Consider the following 18,533-nt stretch of genomic DNA (forward strand, 5'->3'; position numbering starts at 1 on the left):
GCGACCGGCTCGACCTTGCCGTCGGAGTCGGGCGCGGCCAAGACCATCAACCAGTTCCAGAACGATCACGACATCCAGTTGATTTCGGCGCAGCAGATGCAACAGATGGCGCAGAGCGGCTATTACACCGACAAGGATGGCAAGAGCATCCAGGTGCCGCCGGACGTGCAGGCCGCCGCGCAGGCAATGATGGCCAACAACGGCGAATTGTTCAAGAAGATGGAGTCCGCCAAGAACGGTCAGTTCGACGGTCTGCTGGGCAAGGCCGATTATCAGGCCGCCATCGACGACGGCACGATTTCGTCGGGCAACGGCGGTCCTCCGGTATTCGACCGCACCGGTCAATACGGCATGCCGCAGGGCAGCAGCTTCCCGCAAAGCGGTTTCCCGCAGGGCGGGTTCCAGATGCCGTCGTTCGCGCCACCGTCGTACCAGCAGGCGACCGGCTCAACCTTGCCGTCGGAGTCAGGCGCGGCCAAGACCATCAATCAGTTCCAGAACGATCACGACATCCAGTTGATTTCGGCGCAGCAGATGCAACAGATGGCGCAGAGCGGCTATTACACCGACAAGGATGGCAAGAGCATCCAGGTGTCGCCGGACGTGCAAGCCGCCGCGCAGGCAATGATGGCCAACAACGGCGAATTGTTCAAGAAGATGGAGTCCGCCAAGAACGGCCAGTACGACGGTCAACTGGGCAAGGGCGATTACCAGGCAGCCATCGACGACGGCACGATCTCGTCGGGCAACGGCGGTCCGCCGGTATTCGACCGTACCGGTCAATACGGCATGCCGCAGGGGCAGGGCAACGGTTTCCCGCAAAGCGGCGGGTTCCAGATGCCGTCGTTCGCGCCGCCGTCGTATCAGCAGGCGACCGGTTTCCCTGGCAACGGTCAGGCTCTGCCGTCGGATTCGGTAGCGGCCAGGGATATCAAGAAATTCCAGGACGATCACGGCATCCAGTTGATTTCGGCGCAGCAGATGCAGCAGATGGCGCAGAGCGGTTATTACACCGACAAGGATGGCAAGTCGATCCAGGTGCCGCCGGAAGTGCAGGCCGCCGCACAGGCAATGATGGCCAACAACGGCGAATTGTTCAAGAAGATGGAGTCCGCCAAGAACGGCGAATTCGACGGCCAGTTGGGCAAGGGCGATTATCAGCCGGCGATCAACTCGGGCATCATTGCCGCAGCTTGACAGGGTACATAGCAGGGCCGCGGCAGGGTACACGGCAGCACGCACCGCAGCGGTCCACGGAGGCAATCCCCATCCGGCAACGGATGGCGGGATTGCCGCCGCAGGACAGGCGCAGCGGAATATCCGCACCTGTCTTGCGGTGAATTTTTTATCAATATGTTTCAGTTTTCTAGTTTGTACTATTTATGATTTCCGCACCTTCTCCCGTGAGCACCGGGCCTTCCAGAACAAGCGACCTGGCTGCGCTATGGCGTGACTACGACGACCTGTGGAATGCTCGCAACGAAGCCGCCGCCAAGGCGCTTCCCGCCGCCGAGCCGCAGTCTCCGCAATTACGCAATAACGCCATCGATGCGCCCACGCGTAGCGCGCCGCTCTGGCTGGTCGGTTCTACCGGCGTCAGATTGTCGTCGAACCGGCGCAGCAATAGCCATAAATCCGCGTCGGAACGTCCTAATCAAGATGGCCAGGCCGAAGTGCCTCGGTGGGAGCGCATGCTGCCCGAAGAGTTTTCAGCCATCGAAGCGATTCCCGGCAATAAGCCGATGGAACGTCCGATTGCCGCCGATCGCGCTTATCAGCGTCAGATCGGCGACATGCCGGATGTCGACGCCCAGGCGCGGCAGCTTGCAGAACCGACGCCGGCGCTGCCGGCAAGCAATGCCCGGTTGACGTCGGTCAGCAGATTGGCCGGTCGGCACCGTGTGCAAGCCTCGCGCTGTTTCGTCGATGCACCGAAGGAATGGGGTCAGACCCACGCTTGGTCGGGGGCCTCGCCGCTTGCAGCGGCAGCTTGAAAGAATGCAAGCCGGAGCGGTCTTTCGCGTAAGCGCGTAGACCGCTCCGGGGTGCTGTCGGACCCGACCCTTGAGGCCGGATGTGGAAGCACGTCAGTCGATTTTTATGGATGGATGCCATGGATAAGTACACCGTTCAAGATGAAAACTTCCTCAATGCCGGCGCCGCCGGGTGGTATGCAACTGGAGGCGATGTGCATGCCGGGCACAGCGACATGGTCGGCATGACGACGTTGGCTGATGATTTTCCCTGGCACAGGATCCGCAGATTGCATCGGAAGTAGCTTCTTTACGCCAGGGCTGCCTACACACCTTGCCGGCGAGGGGCATGCTAGCTATCGCGCGCGTGGGTTACGACGCGCGATAATGCGTTTGCGAGTGGATTCTCGCGATGTTGGCGACGCCTGCGATGCGCCGCTGGCGCCGTCGTGTCTTTTATCAGGAACCATCCTCGAATGGCGGCCTCGGTCGCCTGTCGCTGTTGCCGTCCAATATCGCGCAGCGATGCGAGTCGCACCGTGCGTCGTCGAGAAACGATGGAACGAAGCGGATGAAGCTGCTTGAGCGGCGCCGATGGGCGTTGGTCGTCTGCATGCGCGCGTCTGCTGCACCGAGGGCGGAAGAATCATTTTTTACAAAAGGAGATGCGCCGCGAATCCGCGCGGCGCAGGCGTCTTGCCTTTTGGCGCGCTTGACAATAGGGGGTAAAATGCAGGTTCTTTCCACTAACGCTGTCAACGTCGGCACCCTTTCCGGGCTGCTGTACCTGCTCCAGCTTTACCAGACCATGACGCGGAAAAGCGACGATGAGATTCGCGGCAACGACATTCACGGCGACATTTCCGCAACGGCGGTCGATCGTCTTTTGTCCGACCTGATCGAGATGACCGGACAAGCATCGATCAGTCCGCGTGTGCTCGAATTGCAAATCGGCGAAATTTTCACGCGTACCGCCGTGGAGCGCGGCGCGGAACACTTTCTTTCCGTGACGGCGTCGCTGCCGAAATGCGAGCAGCCGCATTATCTGCCGCTGCCGGTGATGCCGCCGGCAGCGACCTCCCAACGCTTGTCTTCGGTCGACTTCCTCTGGCACGCCGATGAAGGTCGCTACATCGTGGTCCGCAAGATTCCGCTCGGTTGCTTCAGCGACGAGCGCAGTGTAATGGACGCCATTCTCGAAACCGCAGACATCGCCGGCGAATACCTGATCGCGGTGCAATCCGGCCAGGCCGACAATCCCGCTTCCTGAGCGCGCACCGGCGCGACGCATTGCGCAGGAAGACGAAAGTCTGGCGAGGCCGGTGTGCATGACGGCGTCCAAAGCCGATGTTCAGTTATTCCCGCGCGTGCGGGAACTGCCATATTCGTTGCGCACCGCGGCGCGCACGCGCGAGACGCGCGAACGCACCGTGCCGATCGGAATATGCAACTGCTCGGCCACCTCCTCATAAGTGGCGTCGCCATCCAATACTGCTTCGAAGGTGGAGCGGATCTTGGGCGGCAATTCGCTCAGCAAACTATCCACTTTTTCAGCGATCTGGCGCAATTCGAACAACGTGGCGGGATCGGCGTGTTTGTCGACCAGTTGTTCCATGAAAGTCTCATCCACGGTTTCATAACGGTCCGCGATATTGCGGCGGACCTGGTTGCGCGCCAGGTTGAGGGCGATGCCGAACAGCCAGGTGGAGGGTTTGGACAAACCGGAAAAACGGTGTGCCGATTTGACGGCTTCGATGAAGGTGTTTTGCACGACGTCTTCGGCATCTTCGTGATTGCCGACATAGCGCTGTACGAAGCGCAGCAGATGCGTACGGTGTTCGGTGTAGAGCTCGACGATATCGATAGGCTGGATGGATACCGCGGCGGTTTCCGGCGACGCCTCCGCTTCGGCGTCGAAGCCGGCAGGGTCGATATATCCGGAAGCTGATTGGTTCATAGCGTTCTCCTTGAGATACTGGAACTCATTTCATCAATAGGCGCGAGATGCGTTCTTCCCAGAAAGGGCACTGGCAAGGCGTGCGACGCGTCGCGTGGCGGTACCACGCGCAAGGAGCGCAACGCGGCCAGCGCCCTTTCTGGGAAGAACCCGGCGGGAGCGGCCTGTTTGGACGGATTGCTGCGTTACGAAACTGGGTCAAGACGTCCAGTCTTGACCCAGTTTCGCGCCTTGCACTCCATCCCAAACAGGACAAGCTCACACTCACGCCTATTGATGAAATGAGTTCCAACATTGTTGGTAAAAAATCGAGGCGTTGCCACTCACTTTCCCAAATCTCAAACACCGCCTCAGCAGGTATGACCGCAAGATAGCAGCGCTCACGGCAAGTGCAATCGTTCGGTGAGAATTCGTGAGACATTGAAGAAAAATGAGAAATGTCGCAGCGATCCGACGGAACCGATGCACGAGCGCAAGCCACTAGCGAGGATGTGCGTGCTGCAGGGAGGTCGACCCGGCGGGAAGAAAATATTCCGTTACCGGTGGGAACAGACTGTTCGGACGCATCACCCGCGTATGCCGGCGCCTTGTCATGGACAAGGCGCCGCACTCCGGCGATGGTTTGGGGACACTTGCCTGAAACAAGCGTCGTGACATAAGCCGATCCAAGCGTATGCGAAATTCGAACGCCCTGTCCAGAATTAATTTTTTCAATCCGGACGGAACTCTGTGCGTCGCAATGCCACGTGCGACGGGCCTTGTAGCCATCTTTGCAGTTCCCGTCATACGTTCTGCCGGCAGCGTTCCGTGCTTGCTGCGATGGCTGGCGCGACGACGGCAATGGAACCTGGCGAAGTCGTCGCGCCACGAATGGCCATGAATATGCAAATCAATCGATTCAATGACGGTGCCCTGGAGAACGCCAATACACAACAGGTTCGTCCACAAGCCAAGTCGGGCCAAAAGTCCGGCCTGGACAGGGCCGGTCAGCAGTTGGGCGCTACCGATTTCGCGCCGACGGACGCGGTGAAATCCCAGGCCGGTTTCAAGGATGGCGTGAGCTATCGGTCGCGCGCTCTGTCGCAGTTCGTATCGCCGCGGCAAAAGAGTGCGGAGAAAGGCACTTCCCAGGCTTCGCGCAGGAACCGCAGCAGGTCGAAAGAAGTATTGGATGATGAGGATCTGGACGAGGAGTTGTTGGCGCCGGTCATGGACATTCTGGATTTTCTGCGTGAGAACGCCGGTCGCCAGGGGCAGGCTATGGCGGAAGACATGCTGGCCGAAACCTTCGATCCGGTGCAGCGTTACAACGTCCTGGCCGAGGCCTTGGAAACGATCGACAATGAGGCGATGAGCATGGCGGAAAAGATCATGCTGAGGAACGCCATCATGGAAATGATGAGCGATCTGTATGAGAAGTACTTGCATGAACTCAGGAGGGCATTGCAGGAAAACGACATCCTGATGAATTCATTGGAAGCGTTGGCGCTGGATGAGGCCGGCAAGCGGATGCCGTCGACGCGCGATTTGCGGTTTTTGATCGGCGCGAAGTCGAAAGGAAAAGAGGATTTGCCGCTGACTCCGCTGACCATGCTCAAGGCATTGATAAAGAATTTTGGCGCGCGTAAGTGCATGAAGGTCATGACGGGATTGCGCTCGCGAATGATGATAGGTTTTTAAGGAAATTATGCAGAAACATTTCAGAAAGAATATTCAACACGATGTGCTGCGCCGCCTGGCGGCATGCAGGGCATCTTCGTCCTTCCGCTTCGGTTTTGCCGACGCTTTGCGGCGCGACCTGCTCGAAGGCAGGTTCCGGCAGCATGACATCTGCTGCGGTGAACCGAGGCAGGTCAATTTCATGCGCTAGCAGGAAATCCACAAAACATACGGAAAACGGAAGCACGAGAAGCGCTGCCATATCGAAGTCAGCAGCACGAAGAAAAAACGGGAAGCGGTTTTTGTTGGAGTTGCTTGAGAAATCATGAGATCTGATCTACGAAGAAACCCGCTCAGAAGCATCGGTCGATACTGGCTGACGATGTCCGATGCTTCCGCTTTCATGCTGGTCAAGTCCTGCGTGTCGATCGCGGAAACCCTGCGTAGCGAGTTATCGGACAAGGCACGGATCCACGTCAAGATCAGCGGACCTGAACTGGCGGTGATTTTGTTGACAGCCGCCGAATCGGGATGGGGAAAAGGGAAAGCCAACCAATTGGTCTTGCAGATATCGGAAATGAAAAATCCCGACGCTACGCAACGCGCCCGTGTCTTCAACCTGGTGCGCGACGCCATGGCGCAACTGCCCTTGACCTTGTGGAGCCAGGAAAAACTGCCGGCGCGGCGCGAGCTGCTGGAGGAGCTCACGCGTCAGTTGCAAGGCATTTACGGCGACTTGCCGATGCTGCCCAACCGGGAGGAAATACGCGAACAGGAGTGGCGTGCAGCCATCATGGAAACCAGCAAACGCGAAGCGCGCGACAGACGCTAGGGGAGCCGCACTATGGAAGAGTTATTGATGAGACTGGCGGCTGACGCGCGCATACAGGAGGCGGTGGCCATGGCGACGCTGGACAACGGCATGCACCTGTTCGCCTATCCGCTCGAGCAAGGCATGCTCATTGCCGTAGGTATCGGTCCGGACACACAAATACGGCCTGAATCGGTGCTGAGCAGGCGCGCGGGCAACCTGGCGCGTTATGGCGCATGGCTACCGGCGATGTTCAACGACGGCAGCATGTACGTATTGCGTCGCATGGTCGAGCATGGCGACGACATGACAGTGTTGCCGGGGGATGCTTTCGACGCGGCCGAGGAGTTGCTCGGTGATTAATACAAGTTCTCCTATCGATCGGTCGGGCTTGACGGATGTCGGCGAACTTGCCGAGATCCCCCGTTTCGAGAGCGCGGAACCGATCTTCAAGTCGCGCCCGTTCCTGCTGCCCGGCGAGGAAGAAGCGTCGCTGCCCGAGGCCGACTATCCTATCGATCCCACGCTGGCGACGCTCAAGCAAATGCTGGGCGCGCGCCTGACGGTTGACAGCCAGGCCTGGGTGGGCGACCCGATTCCGCGCATGCGCGCCTTGCAGAAAAAAATGATCGAATTCTCCCTGACCCAGGACGAGTCGGAGCGCGGCCCGTGCATGGACGCCATCCGCATTGTCGATCTGGCGGTACGCTGGCGCCTGCGCTGGCAACAGATGCGGCGCAGCGACCTGGAAGGCAATCCTGCCGGCGCGTCCAACCAGAAGGAGGAAAACGATGAGGAAAAAGAAGCCGCGTGACACCATGCCGGAAGAATTGCAGTTGGCAATCGGCCTGGTCTGGGGGCATCTGAGCGCCTACCAGTACGAAGAGGCCTACTTGCTGGCGCTCGGTTGCCTGAAACTGTGGCCCCACGATCGCCATTTGCAACTGATGGCGGCGTATGCCGCTGCGGAAGTCCTGGAACCGGTCGATCGAGTGCGCCTCGAAGCGCTGCGTGCGCCGGAGACCGACGCCTGGATCGACCTGGTCTTGCGACGCCTGGAAATCCACGACGCCAAGTCAGTCTCCGCATCCCCGGCCTGAGTCGGTTTCGCCGCCGCGTCCATCTGTCGCACCATCGCGCTCGCGCCTGGCATGTGCCGTGCGGCGCGGTTCTGTATTGCTCCTGAATAGTATTGTTTGCCTGCACCGGGGATAGAAGAAATGAGTCTTGCCGCCACCAAATCGAACGAGCGCAGAAAGGGCCAGCCGACCCAGGTGATGGGTGTCGTGCTGTTGCTGAACAAATTGGCGGCCAAGATGGCCAAGCGCGCCGAATTGCTGGCGGCGGGGCTGGTCATCGGCATCGTCTTCATGCTGGTGTTGCCGATGCCGGTGTGGTTGCTGGATATTCTGATCGCGTTCAGCCTGTGCATTTCCGGACTGATCGTGGTGGTGGCCATGTACATGCCGGGCCCCACGGCGTTTTCGACGTTTCCTGCAGTGCTGCTGCTGACCACGCTGTTCCGGCTGGCGATCTCGGTGTCGACGACGCGGCTGATCCTGCTGGAAGCCGACGCGGGCCATATTGTCGAGACCTTCGGCAATTTTGTCGTCGGCGGCAATCTGGTGGTCGGCCTGGTGATTTTCCTGATCCTGACGGTGGTGCAGTTCATCGTGATCACCAAGGGTTCAGAGCGGGTCTCCGAAGTGTCGGCGCGCTTCTCGCTGGACGCCATGCCCGGCAAGCAGATGTCGATCGACAGCGATTTGCGCGCCGGCATCCTGACGCCGGAAGAAGCCAAGGCCAAGCGCGCCATGCTGGGGCAGGAGAGCCAGTTGCACGGCGCCATGGACGGCGCCATGAAGTTCGTCAAGGGCGACGCCATTGCCGGCCTGTGCATCGTGGTCGTGAACCTGATCGGCGGCATCTCGATCGGCATCATCCAGCGCAACCTCGATGCGGCCGAGGCGATGCGTGTCTACTCCATCCTGTCGATCGGCGATGCGCTGATTGCGCAGATCCCGGCGCTGCTGATTTCGCTCGGCGCGGGCATCATCACCACGCGCGTCACCAGCGACGACGGCCACGAAGGCGAGGATAGGACCAACGTCGGCCGCGATATCGTCGCCCAGTTGTTCGCCGAACCCAAGGCCTTGCTGACCGCTGCCGGCATCATGCTGCTGTTCGGCCTCATCCCCGGCATGCCTACCGTGATCTTCGTTTCGCTGGCGGTGGCCTTGTTCGTATCGGGCGTGGTCGGTTTGCTCAAGCCGCTGGCCGACGCCGAGATACAACGCGAAAACGAAGAGCTGGAGCGCAAGAACGCTGGCATTGTCGATCTCACCAATTTTTCCGCCACGACGCCGTTCATCCTGCGCATGCCGGAGGCGCTGCGCGCTACGCCGGAAGCGGAAATGATCCGTAACGCCGTGCGCATCATGCGCAACGGCATGCTGGAAAAACGCGGCATTCCCGATCTCAAGCCAATCGAGTTCGAGTTTTCCATTCTGATGCCGGAGAATCGCGTGCACTTCCTGATGGCCGAGGTGCCGCTGGTCGATCATGAAATCATGATCGGCTGGGGGGCTACGCGTGAGACGTTGGACCGTGTCACTGAACTGGGCTTCGAAGCATTTGAGCGCAACATCTCCGGGTCGCGCCGCCGCCGCGTCTGGCTGCGCCTGGAGGACTTGGACAGAATGGAAGAGATGGGCGTCCAACACCAGCGCTGGGAAACCGTGTTTGCCGCCGATATCGAGGTGGAACTGCTGCGCAATTGCCAGATGTTCGTCGGCGTCAACGAAGTCATCCGTTTTACGCGTTGGGCCGAACGCCGTTATCCCGAGCTCGGCAAGGAAGTGTTGAAGTCGGTGACCTTGCCGCGGCTGACCGAAGTGGTGCAACGCCTGACCAAGGAAGGCGTGTCGCTGCGCAACGCGCGCCTGCTGCTCGAGACCACGCTGGACTGGGCCCCCAAGGAGCGCGACCCGGACGTCATTGCCGATTACGTACGGCTGGCTTTCAAGCGCCAGCTCTGCTTCGAGTCCGCGCGCGACGGCCTGATCGAAGTGATCCTGCTGTCGCCCGAGCTGGAAGACCAGTTGCGCAACGCCATGCGCCAGACCAGCCAGGGCAGTTACCTGGACATCGATTCCGAGCTGGAGCAACGACTGCTGGATCGGCTCAACGATCTCTCGACCAACGTCTGCACGCCGATCACGCCGCCGGTGCTGGTCACCGCCGCTGACATCCGCCGCTCGGTGCGCAAGCTGATCGAGGAGGAGTTCTTCCCGGTGCCGGTATTCGCGTTTTCCGAGCTGACCCAGCATGCCAAGGTCAAACCGGTCGGCATGATCGAGGCTTGACGATCCCGCAAGACCTCATATTGCCTGTGCCCACCGGCCAGGGAACTTGTTGCCGGCAATCGACATATAGAGTTATCGGGATGCCGATTTGTGCGGCGCGCCTGGGCGCGAGCACGACGGCAAGGTGATCGGGCGTTTCGCGGTTGACATGCCCTGCGCCGGTTTCCTGTGTTCCAACGACGTCCTTGCAAGAAGGACCAACAGAATTCAAATTGGAGTAAATGATGGCGCAAAGTCATATCCCCGGCTCTTCATCGGCGCACGCGACGGGAGTCAACAGCGACGCCGGTCTTGACCCGGGACATCGGCCGCAAGAGCAGCAGCCGCACAGACACCGAGGATCGAATTTGTTCAATGCGACTCTCGGTCGTATTGCTAATTTTAGTATCGACCGGTATACCGACGCCATATCGGCAGCGATCGTCGGCAATCCGGGCAGACCCTTCGGTCATCCGACCGAGTTATTCGGAGAACCTGCGATCGATCACAGGGAGTTTTTTCTCGGCATCATGTCGAGCGCGCGCGCCAGCATCGCAAGAAATGAGGATGACCTCAATGCCTCTTTCGTACGGATGCGGAACTCATTTTTGCAACCGGCGGACCCGCTTGCGGCTACGCCATCGCAACGCTCCGATTTTGCGGGCAGCGATGCAGGGCGTAGCCGCAACCGCGGACCCTCGGACCTGCGTAGCCAGGCGTCGGGCTCTTCCGAGGCGCACTTCCATGGCGGTCAGGACTCGGATCTGGAACGATGGCGGCGAGAGGTGAGTCCGGAAGCGCCGGAAGAAACACCGCCGGAGCCGCGAGGCGAACGGGAGGAAGCCCCGCAGTTGCCGCCGCGCCATCGGCGCGATGCTGCGCGGCATCAGCCTGCGCCGGGCGGGTTCAGGCCGGCGCAGACGGAACCGAGCGCCGAGGAGCGGGAGGCCGCCCAGAGAATATACGATAGCATGCGCGCGCAAGGCATCAAACACGCGGCTCAGCTAGTCGGCGTGACGGCCGGCAGCGGCCAGCACCATGGTCCGACAAGAGGCAACAATCAGTTCCTGCCCGCTCCGCGTGAAATTCATCATCACGACACTACGCATTCTCATGATGGCTCAGGTGATGGCGACGGCGGCGATGAAGGCGAATATGACGACCCGGGAAACACCTGACGCCGCATGACGCATCCCGGCAATCCATGCCGGGACGCTGCAATTTCGCAATTTGTTTATTCGATAGTCTGATCAACCATGGAGCGTAGTCATGAGCTTTCCTGTCAAAGAAATGTCACCTCGCGATCATGCATTGCCGATGACGCATGACGAGGCGCTGAGCATCATAGAACACGCCCGCAAGGACAAGTTTCTCGCGCAGGAGCTGGAACAATTGCGCGAGAAATGCTGTTTGTTCGTCAGCGATGTGATGCATGAAGTCAACCAGGCGCTGGCGGAGAGGGACAGGCGCACGCCCGCGCTGCTGCGCAGCAAACCGGGCGACGCCTTGTCGTTGCGCGCGGCCTCGCGCGAACGCGAACAGGCCGCACAAAAGCGGCGCGAGCTGGCCGAGGCGATGGTCATCGGCGCGCTGTTCAATAGCGACAATCCCGACTGGAATCCGCTGGATCCATCCACCCACCGCAGCAGCGGTAGCGGCAGCTTGCTGCTGGCGCTGTTGCGAACCTCTCTGGAATAGAGGCGCAGACGATGGCGACTCGCGTCAAGCGAGGTCGCCGCATTGTTTCACCCGTCTCCTGTTTCTCGCCCTCCTGCCGCACCCTCATGCCGCGGCAGGAGGGCGCTCGTCCGTCGCCGCCTGTCTCGCAGCCATTGATGGAACTGCCGACGGCGGGGGTTTTACCTATACACGAGATGTCATTGCCGCTTGAGTCAGGTTCGCTTCGCCGACCCTGATGAGGCGTCAATGACCGGACTTGGATTTGAATTGGCAACTGGAGTAGAACATGTACGACATGTACGAATTGCGAGTGCTGAACGGTTATCATCGCGGCGCGACCTTGCCTCTGACAGGGGAAACGCTGACCATCGGTGCCGGCGACACCGCCGATGTGGTGCTGGCCGATCCCGGTATTGAAGAGACGCATGCGGAGTTGGCGCCATCGTCTTCCGGCTGGACGTTGCAGAGCCTGGATGGTGCGGTGCGCGGTGCTGACAGCAACCAGGCGGTAGCTTCCTTGGCGCTGGCGCCCGGCGATTTCGTGCGGGTCGATCATATCTGGCTGGCCGTGGTCCAGCAAAACAGTCCGTGGCAGGAGCCGCCGGCGGAGCCGGGCGATGCGGCCACGCCAGCGGATGCCGCAACCGACGAAGCGATGCGGGATGCCGCCTTGGCGGATAGCGCCGACAACACGGAAACCGCGGTACAAGCGGAACAAACCGGCCCGACGGCGGCCGCCGACGCCATGAATGCGCACGTTTCCGAGCGGGCGGCGCAGCCGGGTTTCCTGTCGCGCAAGCGCCAATGGCTCTTCGCACCCGTGGCGCTGACGGCGATCCTGTCGGCCGCCGCCGCTTACGCCATGACGCGCACCTACACGCCCTTGTCCGTCGACGGCGAGGCGAACACCGCATCCGTCGACGACATGGCGGCATGGCGGCCAACGGCCGTGGCGCAGGAAGATATGCACCGCACGGCCAAGGAGAACGGCACGGCCCAGCCGGAGCGGATGCTCAACCTGCCCCGGCCGGACCTGAGCAAAATAGACCAGGCCACCCGCTCCAGAAAGGAACAGGGCAAGACCGACCGCATGGCCGACATGAAAGCCGTGTCGATCAAATCCGGGCCGGCGCTGTCGCCGGAAGAACTGCGCAGCGCCTTTCGCAAGCGACTGGCCGAAGTCGATCTCCTCAAACGTTTCAACCTGCAACTGGAAGATCGCTTCTGGAGTTTGCAGGCGGCATTGGAAGAAGAGGATGCCGAACGCTTCCAGCGCATGCTCAGCGCCTTCGTGCGCAAATACAATATCGACTTCCCCGTCGAGGTGAAGATCGGCAGCGCCGAAGCGATGTTGCCGTTCAAGATCCAGCAGGTCATTTCCGGCAACAACGCCAGCATCGTGACCGACGACGGCCGGCGCCTGTATGTTGGCGATGAATATCGCGGCATGAAACTGGCCGGCATCGAAGGCAACCAGCTCAGCTTCACCGGCAAACGTTCGATCAACGTGACATGGTGACCACCGACGTCGATTTCATTGGCAGGCTCGACGACAAGCTGCGCGATCTGCGCAGCCGTTTGCCCGACTGGCGCGACAGGATCCCTTCCAAGCCCGGTTTCACCAGCCACGGCAAGGTATCGCAAGTGCTGGGCACACTGATCGAGGCGCATATGCCGCCGGTGCAGATCGGCGAGCTGTGCAATCTCATCAATCCGGACGCGCGCGGCAAGGACATGCTGGCCGAAGTGGTCGGGTTCACCGACAAGGCTGCCATCCTGTCGGCGCTCAGTCCGCTCGAAGGCGTCTCCACCCGCACGATCATCGAACCGTTGCGGCGTGCGCATTCGATCGAAGTCGGCGACCATTTGTTCGGCTGCGTGCTGGACGGTTTCGGGCGCTGGATGTTTCGCGCGCCGGCCGCGCTTGACAATGTATCGACCTGGCGCGCCATGTCGCCGGTCATGCGCGACGCGCCCAAGGCCACCGACCGGCCGCGTATAGCAACGCCGTTGGCCACCGGCGTGCGCGCCATTGATGGCTTGCTGACCATGGGCGTCGGACAGCGCATCGGCGTGTTCGCCGGCCCCGGTTGCGGCAAGACCACGCTGATGGCGGCGATCGCACGCGGCTGCGCTGCCGACGCGATCGTGTTCGGCCTGATCGGCGAACGCGGCCGCGAACTCAATGAATTCCTGCAGCACGAACTGGACGCCGAACTGATCCGCAAGACCGTGGTGGTGTGCGCCACCTCGGATCGCACCTCGATGGAGCGCTCGCGCGCGGCGTTTACGGCGACGGCAATCGCCGAGTCTTTCCGCGATCGCGGAAAGAATGTGTTGCTGCTGGTCGATTCGCTCACGCGGTTCGCCCGTGCCCAACGCGAAATCGGGCTGGCGGCCGGTGAGCCGCCGGCACGCGGCGGCTTTACGCCGTCGGTCTACACCATGTTGCCGCGCCTGATCGAACGCGCCGGCGCCACGCCGCAGGGATCGATCACGGCGATGTATACCGTGCTGGTGGATGGCGAATCGACCTCGGATCCGATCGGGGACGAAGCCAAGTCGCTGCTCGACGGCCATATCCTGCTCACGCGCAAGCTGGCGGAGCAGGGGCATTATCCGGCCATCGACGTGCTGGCCAGCATCAGCCGCGTTATGAGCAATGTCACGACGCGCGAGCATCGCAAGGCGGCCTCGCATTTCCGCGAGCTGATGGCGCGTTACCAGGAGATGGAGTTGCTGATCCGGCTCGGCGAATACAAGGAAGGCGCCGATCCGGTCGCGGATCGCGCCATGCAACTGCGACCGGAACAACTCGATTTCCTGCGCCAGGATACCAGCGCCAGCTCTAACTTCGACCGCACCATCGATCGCATCATGGAGATGCAGGCATGAATCCGGGCAATGTAGCAGCGGGACTGGGACCGCGTCGCGGCAAGCGCGAAGTGATCGAGGTGGCTGAGCGCAAGGTGCAGGACAAACGGCTCGACCAGTTGCTGCATGTGCGCAAGCAGAGGCTCAGCCGGTTGGAACGGGAGTGCAACGAAGCACGCAGCGTCTGGCGTCGGCGGCGCCAGAAATTGCACCAGGTCAAGCAGATCTGGCGCGATGCGGTTGAGAGGACCCAGTCGGAGTGGCGCACAGCACGCCAGGAGTTCACCAACATGACCATCACCAGCGGCCAGTTCCGCAGCGCCAAGGCGATCTACGAACGCATGAAAAAAGAAGCTGCGCAGCTCTATCTCGATTGCCAGAATGAATTGAGCCGCTGTCGCGACGCCGGCAGGCTTTTTTTTGCGGCGCGCCTGGCGGTGCTGACCGCCAACAAGCAACAGGAAAAGCTGAGCATCCTGCGCGATGAAATCCGGGCGCTGGAACAAGCGGCGGAGAACTGACATGTCGCTCAATCCCATTCTTTCCGCACTGCTGGATCCACCGCCGGCGACGGCGCCCAAAAAGACCAGGCCGCTTAACGTGCGGCAGATATCGGCACATGCGCCGTCGCCGCCGTCCGGTCCGGCACAGGCGAAAGCACCGCCAAAAGCACCGACGCGCGTTGCCGCCGAGGAGCGCGAGGCGCGCAAGCAGTCACAGCGCAACGAGCCGGGAAGCGCGCCTGGGGGAGCCGACGGCTGGCTGCCGACCGGCATGCCGGGGTTTTACGGACAAGGCAACGGCGACAACAGTGGCGGCGATCAAAACGGCGGCAATAGCGACGAGGCCGGTGCAGGAGGGCAATCCGGCGTCGACGGCGGCGACTACGATACCGAGACGATCGCGGACCTGCTGCCGACCGAGGGCGACAGCGGCATCTTCGAGATATTGTTCCCGGGCGGCGAGACCATGGGTGTCATGGTCGATGTACGCGCCGCAACGGCGGCGTTCATGATTTCACCCAATGGCGACAAGTTGCGCAACTTGCTCTGCAGGAAGCAAATGGAACTGGAACAAAGCCTGGCGCGACGTATGGACAAGCACGTCAGGCTTACCGTGTTGTAGAACTTGCTCTTGAATTCGTCAGGCCCGGCAATCATGGTTTTTTTGACATGGGTTCTGGTTTTTTCGCGACCAGCCTGACGCCGATAAATGCAGACCCTGGACCGGCCATGATGCATGCCGGCCAACGCGGCGCCTCCTACGACATCTCCATGCATGCTACCGATTCCGTCATTCTCGATGCCGAACCAGCCGTTGCGCGGGGCGGCGTCCTGTTGCGCAACGCGCCCCGCGTCAGCGCCGCTCATGCCCGCTTGACGCGCCTGATAGGGCAGGGCTTGCAATTGCCGTTGCCGCTTCCGGGGGCGCAGTTGACATTGCGCCTCGACCAGGGCGCCGAGTTGCCCTGGTCCGAGGTCTTGAGCCTGTCCGGCCCGATGGGCGTGTTCGAGATTGCGCAAGGTGCGCGTTTGCTGAATGCCCTGACCGGCATCGATCTGGCGGGGCTCGAACCTGACGGCGGCGTTTATCCGGAGTGGTTTGTGTCGGCGGTGAGCGGTCGGTTGACGGGGACGCCGTTCCAGGGCATCAACAGAATCAGTTGTGTCGATCGCACGGTGCATGCTGCGGCAAGCACTTTGCAACTCAGCATGTTCCAGCAAGGACACGAAATCGCCATGCCGCTGCGCGCCGCGGCGACGACCTGGCTGCAACTGCTCGCCGGCGCCAGGCGCTGGCCGTTGCGCTTGCCGCTCGCGCCTTATCTGGGGCTGGCCAGCGTCAACACCGTCTGCATCGGTCGACACGATCTGCCGCGGTCGGTGCTGTCCAAGCTGGAGGTCGGCGACATTGTTTTACCGCGACGCCTGTACTTTGCTACCGACGGTTCAGGTACGACCCGCCTGGCGGGCCGCCATTGGCAAGTGCGCTACCAGGCGCCCTGCAATTTGCACATCATCGCCCAGGAGAACAGATTGGACACCGAAGACACTTTCGAACGACACCAGGATATGGCAGAGGCGAAGATCGATGCTGATGCCGAAGCGCCATCTGTTGCATCCGATCCAGTGCCGGCGTCGCCGGCCGCAGCGGCCGGACCAGAACCTGAATATGAACCCGACAGCGCCACGGCGGCGCTGCTGGATGAGGTACACATGACGCTGAGTTTCGAACTCGGTCGCGTCAGCTTGCCCTTGGCAGAAATACGCAGCCTGGGGCCGGCAACGGTGCTGACCTTGCAAGGCGGCGGCGCCGACGCGATCGCCATACTGTGCAGCGGTCGCGCGATCGGACGTGGCGAAGCGGTGGATGTGGATGGCGCGCTAGGCATTCGCATCACCCAGTGGGGCGGGGCATGCTGAACAGCCAATACGACATTGTCTCGTTTTCGGTGCTGCTGGCGCTATTGGCGCTGGTGCCGTTGATGGTGGTTACCACTACCTCTTTCCTCAAGATTTCGCTGGTGCTGATGGTGCTGCGTAACGCAATCGGCGTTCAGCAGGTGCCGCCGACGCTGGCGATATACGGCATTTCATTGGCACTCAGCGTGTTCATCATGGCGCCGACGGCGCAGGAAATCGGCAAGCACGCACTGACTTTCGACACCAACACCAGCAGCGGACGCAGCACGCCCTTGCTGGCCAAGGCGCAGGAATCGTTCGAGCCCCTGCGCAAGTTCATGATCAAGATCAGCAAGCCCGAACAACGCGAACTGTTCCTGGCGTCGGCAAAGAAGCTGTGGCCCAAGGAGGCTTCCAAGGATGCCCAGCCCACCGATGCCCTGATCCTGATCCCGGCGTTCGTGGTGTCAGAGTTGCAGACCGGATATGAGATCGGCTTCCTGATCTATATCCCGTTCGTAGTCATCGACCTGCTGATTTCCAATTTGCTGATGGCGCTGGGTATGCAGCAAGTCAGTCCGCAAACCATCACGGTGCCGTTGAAGCTGTTGCTGTTTACGCTGGTGGACGGGTGGGCAAAATTGCTCAACGCCTTGGCCATGTCGTATGTATGAGCATGGATTCATCCGGCGGACCCATTCAGTATTGCCTTACAAGGAAATCAATCATGGTCGATACAATCAATTTTTTTCAGCAAGGTTTGTGGATGGCCGTCGTGATGGCGGGGCCGCCGTTGATCATCGCCACTGCCTGCGGGCTGGTGGTGTCGCTGGTGCAGGCCGTGACGCAGATCCAGGACCAGACGCTGCCTTATGTCGTCAAACTGGTGGCGGTCGCGCTCACGCTGGCAGGCATGGGGCGCTGGATCGGCGTGGAACTCATCAGCATGACCGATCTGGCGTTGCGGATGGTGCCCAATGCCGGCCGGTGAACGCTGACGGGGCGCCACGATGAACGCTTCGTTGCTGCTGGACATCCAGGCAGTGCTGGTCACCATGGCCATCATCACGCCGCGTGTGCTGGTGTGCCTGGTGATCCTGCCGGGGTTCGGCCTGAACGTGCTGACCGGCATGGCGAGAAATTCGGCGGCGATGGCGATCGCCTTGCCGGCGGCTTTGCCGACCTTCTATTTTGTGCAGAAGAACGCGCCGGATTTTTTGTTCTCCGGCATGCTGGCTTTCAAGGAGGCCATGATCGGGCTGATGTTCGGCGTCCTGATGGCGATACCGATATGGGTGGTGCAATCGATCGGTTCCATTTTCGACTTGCAGCGTTCGCCGATCCAGATCCAGGCAAACAATTCCGCTGTCGATCGCGACGCCAGCGCCATCGGCGCCATGCTGCTGCAGGCGGTGGTGGTGGTCATGGTGCAGGCCGGTCTTTTTTCGGCGTTGGCGCGCATCCTTCTGGAGAGCTATGCGGTATGGCCGGCTTACGCCTTGTTGCCGCCGTTCGATCCTGGCCATTTCGATGTACTGATCAAGCGTTTCGGCAATTTGCTCTGGTATATCGTGGTCTATGGCGCGCCTGTCATCATTCCGCTGTTGTTGATTGAATTCGGTTTCGCGCTGGTCGGCGTGTTCGCCTCCAACTTGCAGGTGTCGTTTGCGTCGGCGCCGATCAAGAGCCTGGCCGGCCTGATCATCCTGCTGGCCTACTGGTCCACGCTGTCGCATTACGTGGTCGACGATTTCGCGCATTTACTGGAGCTTGGCGCAAGCCTGATCGAGGTCCGCAAATGACGGACTTGGCCTGCTTGCTGTTATCGTTGCC

General features: G+C 60.9%; 22 protein-coding genes. 20 read left to right on the forward strand and 2 right to left on the reverse strand.

Annotation, left to right across the window (positions count from 1 at the left end; genetic code table 11):
- The 4 genes from RV1423_RS30405 to RV1423_RS20905 form a co-directional block, all read left to right on the forward strand.
- On the forward strand, positions 1 to 1,197 hold a 1,197-nt coding region (locus RV1423_RS30405), incomplete at its 5' end, for a hypothetical protein (protein ID WP_034300908.1).
- A gap of 206 nt (positions 1,198 to 1,403) precedes the next feature.
- The gene (locus RV1423_RS20895; RefSeq protein WP_155835191.1) at positions 1,404 to 1,994 is read left to right on the forward strand and encodes a hypothetical protein; all 591 of its coding nucleotides are present in this window, start codon (positions 1,404 to 1,406) and stop codon (positions 1,992 to 1,994) included.
- A gap of 119 nt (positions 1,995 to 2,113) precedes the next feature.
- Positions 2,114 to 2,278, forward strand: coding sequence for a hypothetical protein (locus RV1423_RS20900; protein WP_155835192.1), 165 nt, complete (start codon positions 2,114 to 2,116; stop codon positions 2,276 to 2,278).
- Between the two features lie 425 nt (positions 2,279 to 2,703).
- Complete coding sequence (locus RV1423_RS20905; protein ID WP_231502449.1) at positions 2,704 to 3,243, forward strand: hypothetical protein; 540 nt, start codon at positions 2,704 to 2,706, stop codon at positions 3,241 to 3,243.
- Positions 3,244 to 3,324: 81 nt separating this feature from the next.
- On the opposite strand, the gene RV1423_RS20910 is transcribed toward RV1423_RS20905, so the two are convergent.
- Complete coding sequence (locus RV1423_RS20910) at positions 3,325 to 3,930, reverse strand: RNA polymerase sigma factor (RefSeq protein WP_034300916.1); 606 nt, start codon at positions 3,928 to 3,930, stop codon at positions 3,325 to 3,327.
- Between the two features lie 807 nt (positions 3,931 to 4,737).
- Between RV1423_RS20910 and RV1423_RS20915 the strand changes: the two genes are divergently transcribed.
- Entirely contained in the window at positions 4,738 to 5,610 is an 873-nt protein-coding gene (locus RV1423_RS20915; RefSeq protein WP_155835193.1) for a hypothetical protein, read from the forward strand.
- On the opposite strand, the gene RV1423_RS29980 is transcribed toward RV1423_RS20915, so the two are convergent.
- On the reverse strand, positions 5,570 to 5,851 hold the full coding sequence (locus RV1423_RS29980) for a hypothetical protein (protein ID WP_155835194.1): 282 nt from the start codon (positions 5,849 to 5,851) through the stop codon (positions 5,570 to 5,572). The two genes, RV1423_RS20915 and RV1423_RS29980, sit on opposite strands and share 41 nt — an antisense overlap.
- 63 nt (positions 5,852 to 5,914) lie before the next feature.
- Between RV1423_RS29980 and RV1423_RS20925 the strand changes: the two genes are divergently transcribed.
- From RV1423_RS20925 to sctT, 15 genes are all read left to right on the forward strand, one after another.
- Positions 5,915 to 6,421 carry a hypothetical protein gene (locus RV1423_RS20925; RefSeq protein ID WP_081768921.1) on the forward strand — a complete coding sequence of 169 codons (507 nt, stop codon included), beginning with the start codon at positions 5,915 to 5,917 and terminating at the stop codon, positions 6,419 to 6,421.
- A gap of 12 nt (positions 6,422 to 6,433) precedes the next feature.
- Complete coding sequence (locus RV1423_RS20930) at positions 6,434 to 6,763, forward strand: hypothetical protein (protein ID WP_034301018.1); 330 nt, start codon at positions 6,434 to 6,436, stop codon at positions 6,761 to 6,763.
- Positions 6,756 to 7,214 (forward strand): hypothetical protein, encoded by a 459-nt coding sequence (locus tag RV1423_RS20935; RefSeq protein ID WP_155835195.1) that lies wholly within the window; start codon positions 6,756 to 6,758, stop codon positions 7,212 to 7,214. The genes RV1423_RS20930 and RV1423_RS20935 overlap by 8 nt, the downstream gene beginning before the upstream one ends.
- Positions 7,192 to 7,500 carry a hypothetical protein gene (locus tag RV1423_RS20940; RefSeq protein ID WP_034300925.1) on the forward strand — a complete coding sequence of 103 codons (309 nt, stop codon included), beginning with the start codon at positions 7,192 to 7,194 and terminating at the stop codon, positions 7,498 to 7,500. Before RV1423_RS20935 ends, RV1423_RS20940 begins: the two co-directional genes overlap by 23 nt.
- Before the next feature lie 120 nt (positions 7,501 to 7,620).
- Positions 7,621 to 9,765 (forward strand): type III secretion system export apparatus subunit SctV, encoded by a 2,145-nt coding sequence (gene sctV / locus RV1423_RS20945; RefSeq protein WP_081768922.1) that lies wholly within the window; start codon positions 7,621 to 7,623, stop codon positions 9,763 to 9,765.
- 221 nt (positions 9,766 to 9,986) lie between these two features.
- Positions 9,987 to 10,922 carry a hypothetical protein gene (locus tag RV1423_RS20950; protein WP_155835196.1) on the forward strand — a complete coding sequence of 312 codons (936 nt, stop codon included), beginning with the start codon at positions 9,987 to 9,989 and terminating at the stop codon, positions 10,920 to 10,922.
- A 91-nt stretch (positions 10,923 to 11,013) separates the two neighbouring features.
- Positions 11,014 to 11,442, forward strand: a complete 429-nt coding sequence (locus RV1423_RS20955) for a hypothetical protein (protein ID WP_231502451.1) — start codon at positions 11,014 to 11,016, stop codon at positions 11,440 to 11,442.
- A gap of 268 nt (positions 11,443 to 11,710) precedes the next feature.
- A complete protein-coding gene (locus RV1423_RS29240; protein WP_081768923.1) occupies positions 11,711 to 12,943 on the forward strand; it encodes an FHA domain-containing protein in 1,233 nt (410 codons plus the stop codon).
- A complete protein-coding gene (locus RV1423_RS20970; RefSeq protein WP_155835197.1) occupies positions 12,937 to 14,319 on the forward strand; it encodes a FliI/YscN family ATPase in 1,383 nt (460 codons plus the stop codon). The genes RV1423_RS29240 and RV1423_RS20970 overlap by 7 nt, the downstream gene beginning before the upstream one ends.
- Positions 14,316 to 14,819, forward strand: coding sequence for a hypothetical protein (locus RV1423_RS20975; protein ID WP_034300930.1), 504 nt, complete (start codon positions 14,316 to 14,318; stop codon positions 14,817 to 14,819). Before RV1423_RS20970 ends, RV1423_RS20975 begins: the two co-directional genes overlap by 4 nt.
- 1 nt (position 14,820) lies before the next feature.
- The gene (locus RV1423_RS28655) at positions 14,821 to 15,423 is read left to right on the forward strand and encodes a hypothetical protein (RefSeq protein WP_051516829.1); all 603 of its coding nucleotides are present in this window, start codon (positions 14,821 to 14,823) and stop codon (positions 15,421 to 15,423) included.
- A gap of 107 nt (positions 15,424 to 15,530) precedes the next feature.
- On the forward strand, positions 15,531 to 16,721 hold the full coding sequence (sctQ, locus tag RV1423_RS28660) for a type III secretion system cytoplasmic ring protein SctQ (RefSeq protein WP_197034978.1): 1,191 nt from the start codon (positions 15,531 to 15,533) through the stop codon (positions 16,719 to 16,721).
- Entirely contained in the window at positions 16,715 to 17,374 is a 660-nt protein-coding gene (sctR, locus tag RV1423_RS20990) for a type III secretion system export apparatus subunit SctR (protein WP_034300933.1), read from the forward strand. The genes sctQ and sctR overlap by 7 nt, the downstream gene beginning before the upstream one ends.
- 53 nt (positions 17,375 to 17,427) lie before the next feature.
- Positions 17,428 to 17,691 (forward strand): type III secretion system export apparatus subunit SctS, encoded by a 264-nt coding sequence (gene sctS / locus RV1423_RS20995; protein ID WP_034300936.1) that lies wholly within the window; start codon positions 17,428 to 17,430, stop codon positions 17,689 to 17,691.
- Positions 17,692 to 17,710: 19 nt separating this feature from the next.
- Positions 17,711 to 18,502 (forward strand): type III secretion system export apparatus subunit SctT, encoded by a 792-nt coding sequence (gene sctT, locus RV1423_RS21000; RefSeq protein WP_034300938.1) that lies wholly within the window; start codon positions 17,711 to 17,713, stop codon positions 18,500 to 18,502.
- The last annotated feature ends 31 nt before the right edge of the window (positions 18,503 to 18,533 follow it).

Origin of the sequence: Herbaspirillum sp. RV1423, from assembly GCF_000577615.1 — a bacterium.
Classification (GTDB): Bacteria; Pseudomonadota; Gammaproteobacteria; order Burkholderiales; family Burkholderiaceae_D; genus Herbaspirillum.

Excerpts from the sequence above, each read along its gene's own strand:
- RV1423_RS20975 (WP_034300930.1), top strand. The coding sequence starts at position 14,316 with ATGAATCCGGGCAATGTAGCAGCGGGACTGGGACCGCGTCGCGGCAAG.
- RV1423_RS20900 (WP_155835192.1), top strand. The coding sequence starts at position 2,114 with ATGGATAAGTACACCGTTCAAGATGAAAACTTCCTCAATGCCGGCGCC.
- RV1423_RS20905 (WP_231502449.1), top strand. The coding sequence starts at position 2,704 with ATGCAGGTTCTTTCCACTAACGCTGTCAACGTCGGCACCCTTTCCGGG.
- sctS (WP_034300936.1), top strand. The coding sequence starts at position 17,428 with ATGGTCGATACAATCAATTTTTTTCAGCAAGGTTTGTGGATGGCCGTC.
- RV1423_RS29980 (WP_155835194.1), bottom strand. The coding sequence starts at position 5,851 with ATGGCAGCGCTTCTCGTGCTTCCGTTTTCCGTATGTTTTGTGGATTTC.
- RV1423_RS20940 (WP_034300925.1), top strand. The coding sequence starts at position 7,192 with ATGAGGAAAAAGAAGCCGCGTGACACCATGCCGGAAGAATTGCAGTTG.
- sctQ (WP_197034978.1), top strand. The coding sequence starts at position 15,531 with ATGATGCATGCCGGCCAACGCGGCGCCTCCTACGACATCTCCATGCAT.
- RV1423_RS28655 (WP_051516829.1), top strand. The coding sequence starts at position 14,821 with ATGTCGCTCAATCCCATTCTTTCCGCACTGCTGGATCCACCGCCGGCG.
- RV1423_RS20910 (WP_034300916.1), bottom strand. The coding sequence starts at position 3,930 with ATGAACCAATCAGCTTCCGGATATATCGACCCTGCCGGCTTCGACGCC.
- sctT (WP_034300938.1), top strand. The coding sequence starts at position 17,711 with ATGAACGCTTCGTTGCTGCTGGACATCCAGGCAGTGCTGGTCACCATG.
- RV1423_RS29240 (WP_081768923.1), top strand. The coding sequence starts at position 11,711 with ATGTACGACATGTACGAATTGCGAGTGCTGAACGGTTATCATCGCGGC.
- RV1423_RS20925 (WP_081768921.1), top strand. The coding sequence starts at position 5,915 with ATGAGATCTGATCTACGAAGAAACCCGCTCAGAAGCATCGGTCGATAC.
- sctR (WP_034300933.1), top strand. The coding sequence starts at position 16,715 with ATGCTGAACAGCCAATACGACATTGTCTCGTTTTCGGTGCTGCTGGCG.
- RV1423_RS20970 (WP_155835197.1), top strand. The coding sequence starts at position 12,937 with ATGGTGACCACCGACGTCGATTTCATTGGCAGGCTCGACGACAAGCTG.
- RV1423_RS20930 (WP_034301018.1), top strand. The coding sequence starts at position 6,434 with ATGGAAGAGTTATTGATGAGACTGGCGGCTGACGCGCGCATACAGGAG.
- sctV (WP_081768922.1), top strand. The coding sequence starts at position 7,621 with ATGAGTCTTGCCGCCACCAAATCGAACGAGCGCAGAAAGGGCCAGCCG.
- RV1423_RS20955 (WP_231502451.1), top strand. The coding sequence starts at position 11,014 with ATGAGCTTTCCTGTCAAAGAAATGTCACCTCGCGATCATGCATTGCCG.
- RV1423_RS20950 (WP_155835196.1), top strand. The coding sequence starts at position 9,987 with ATGATGGCGCAAAGTCATATCCCCGGCTCTTCATCGGCGCACGCGACG.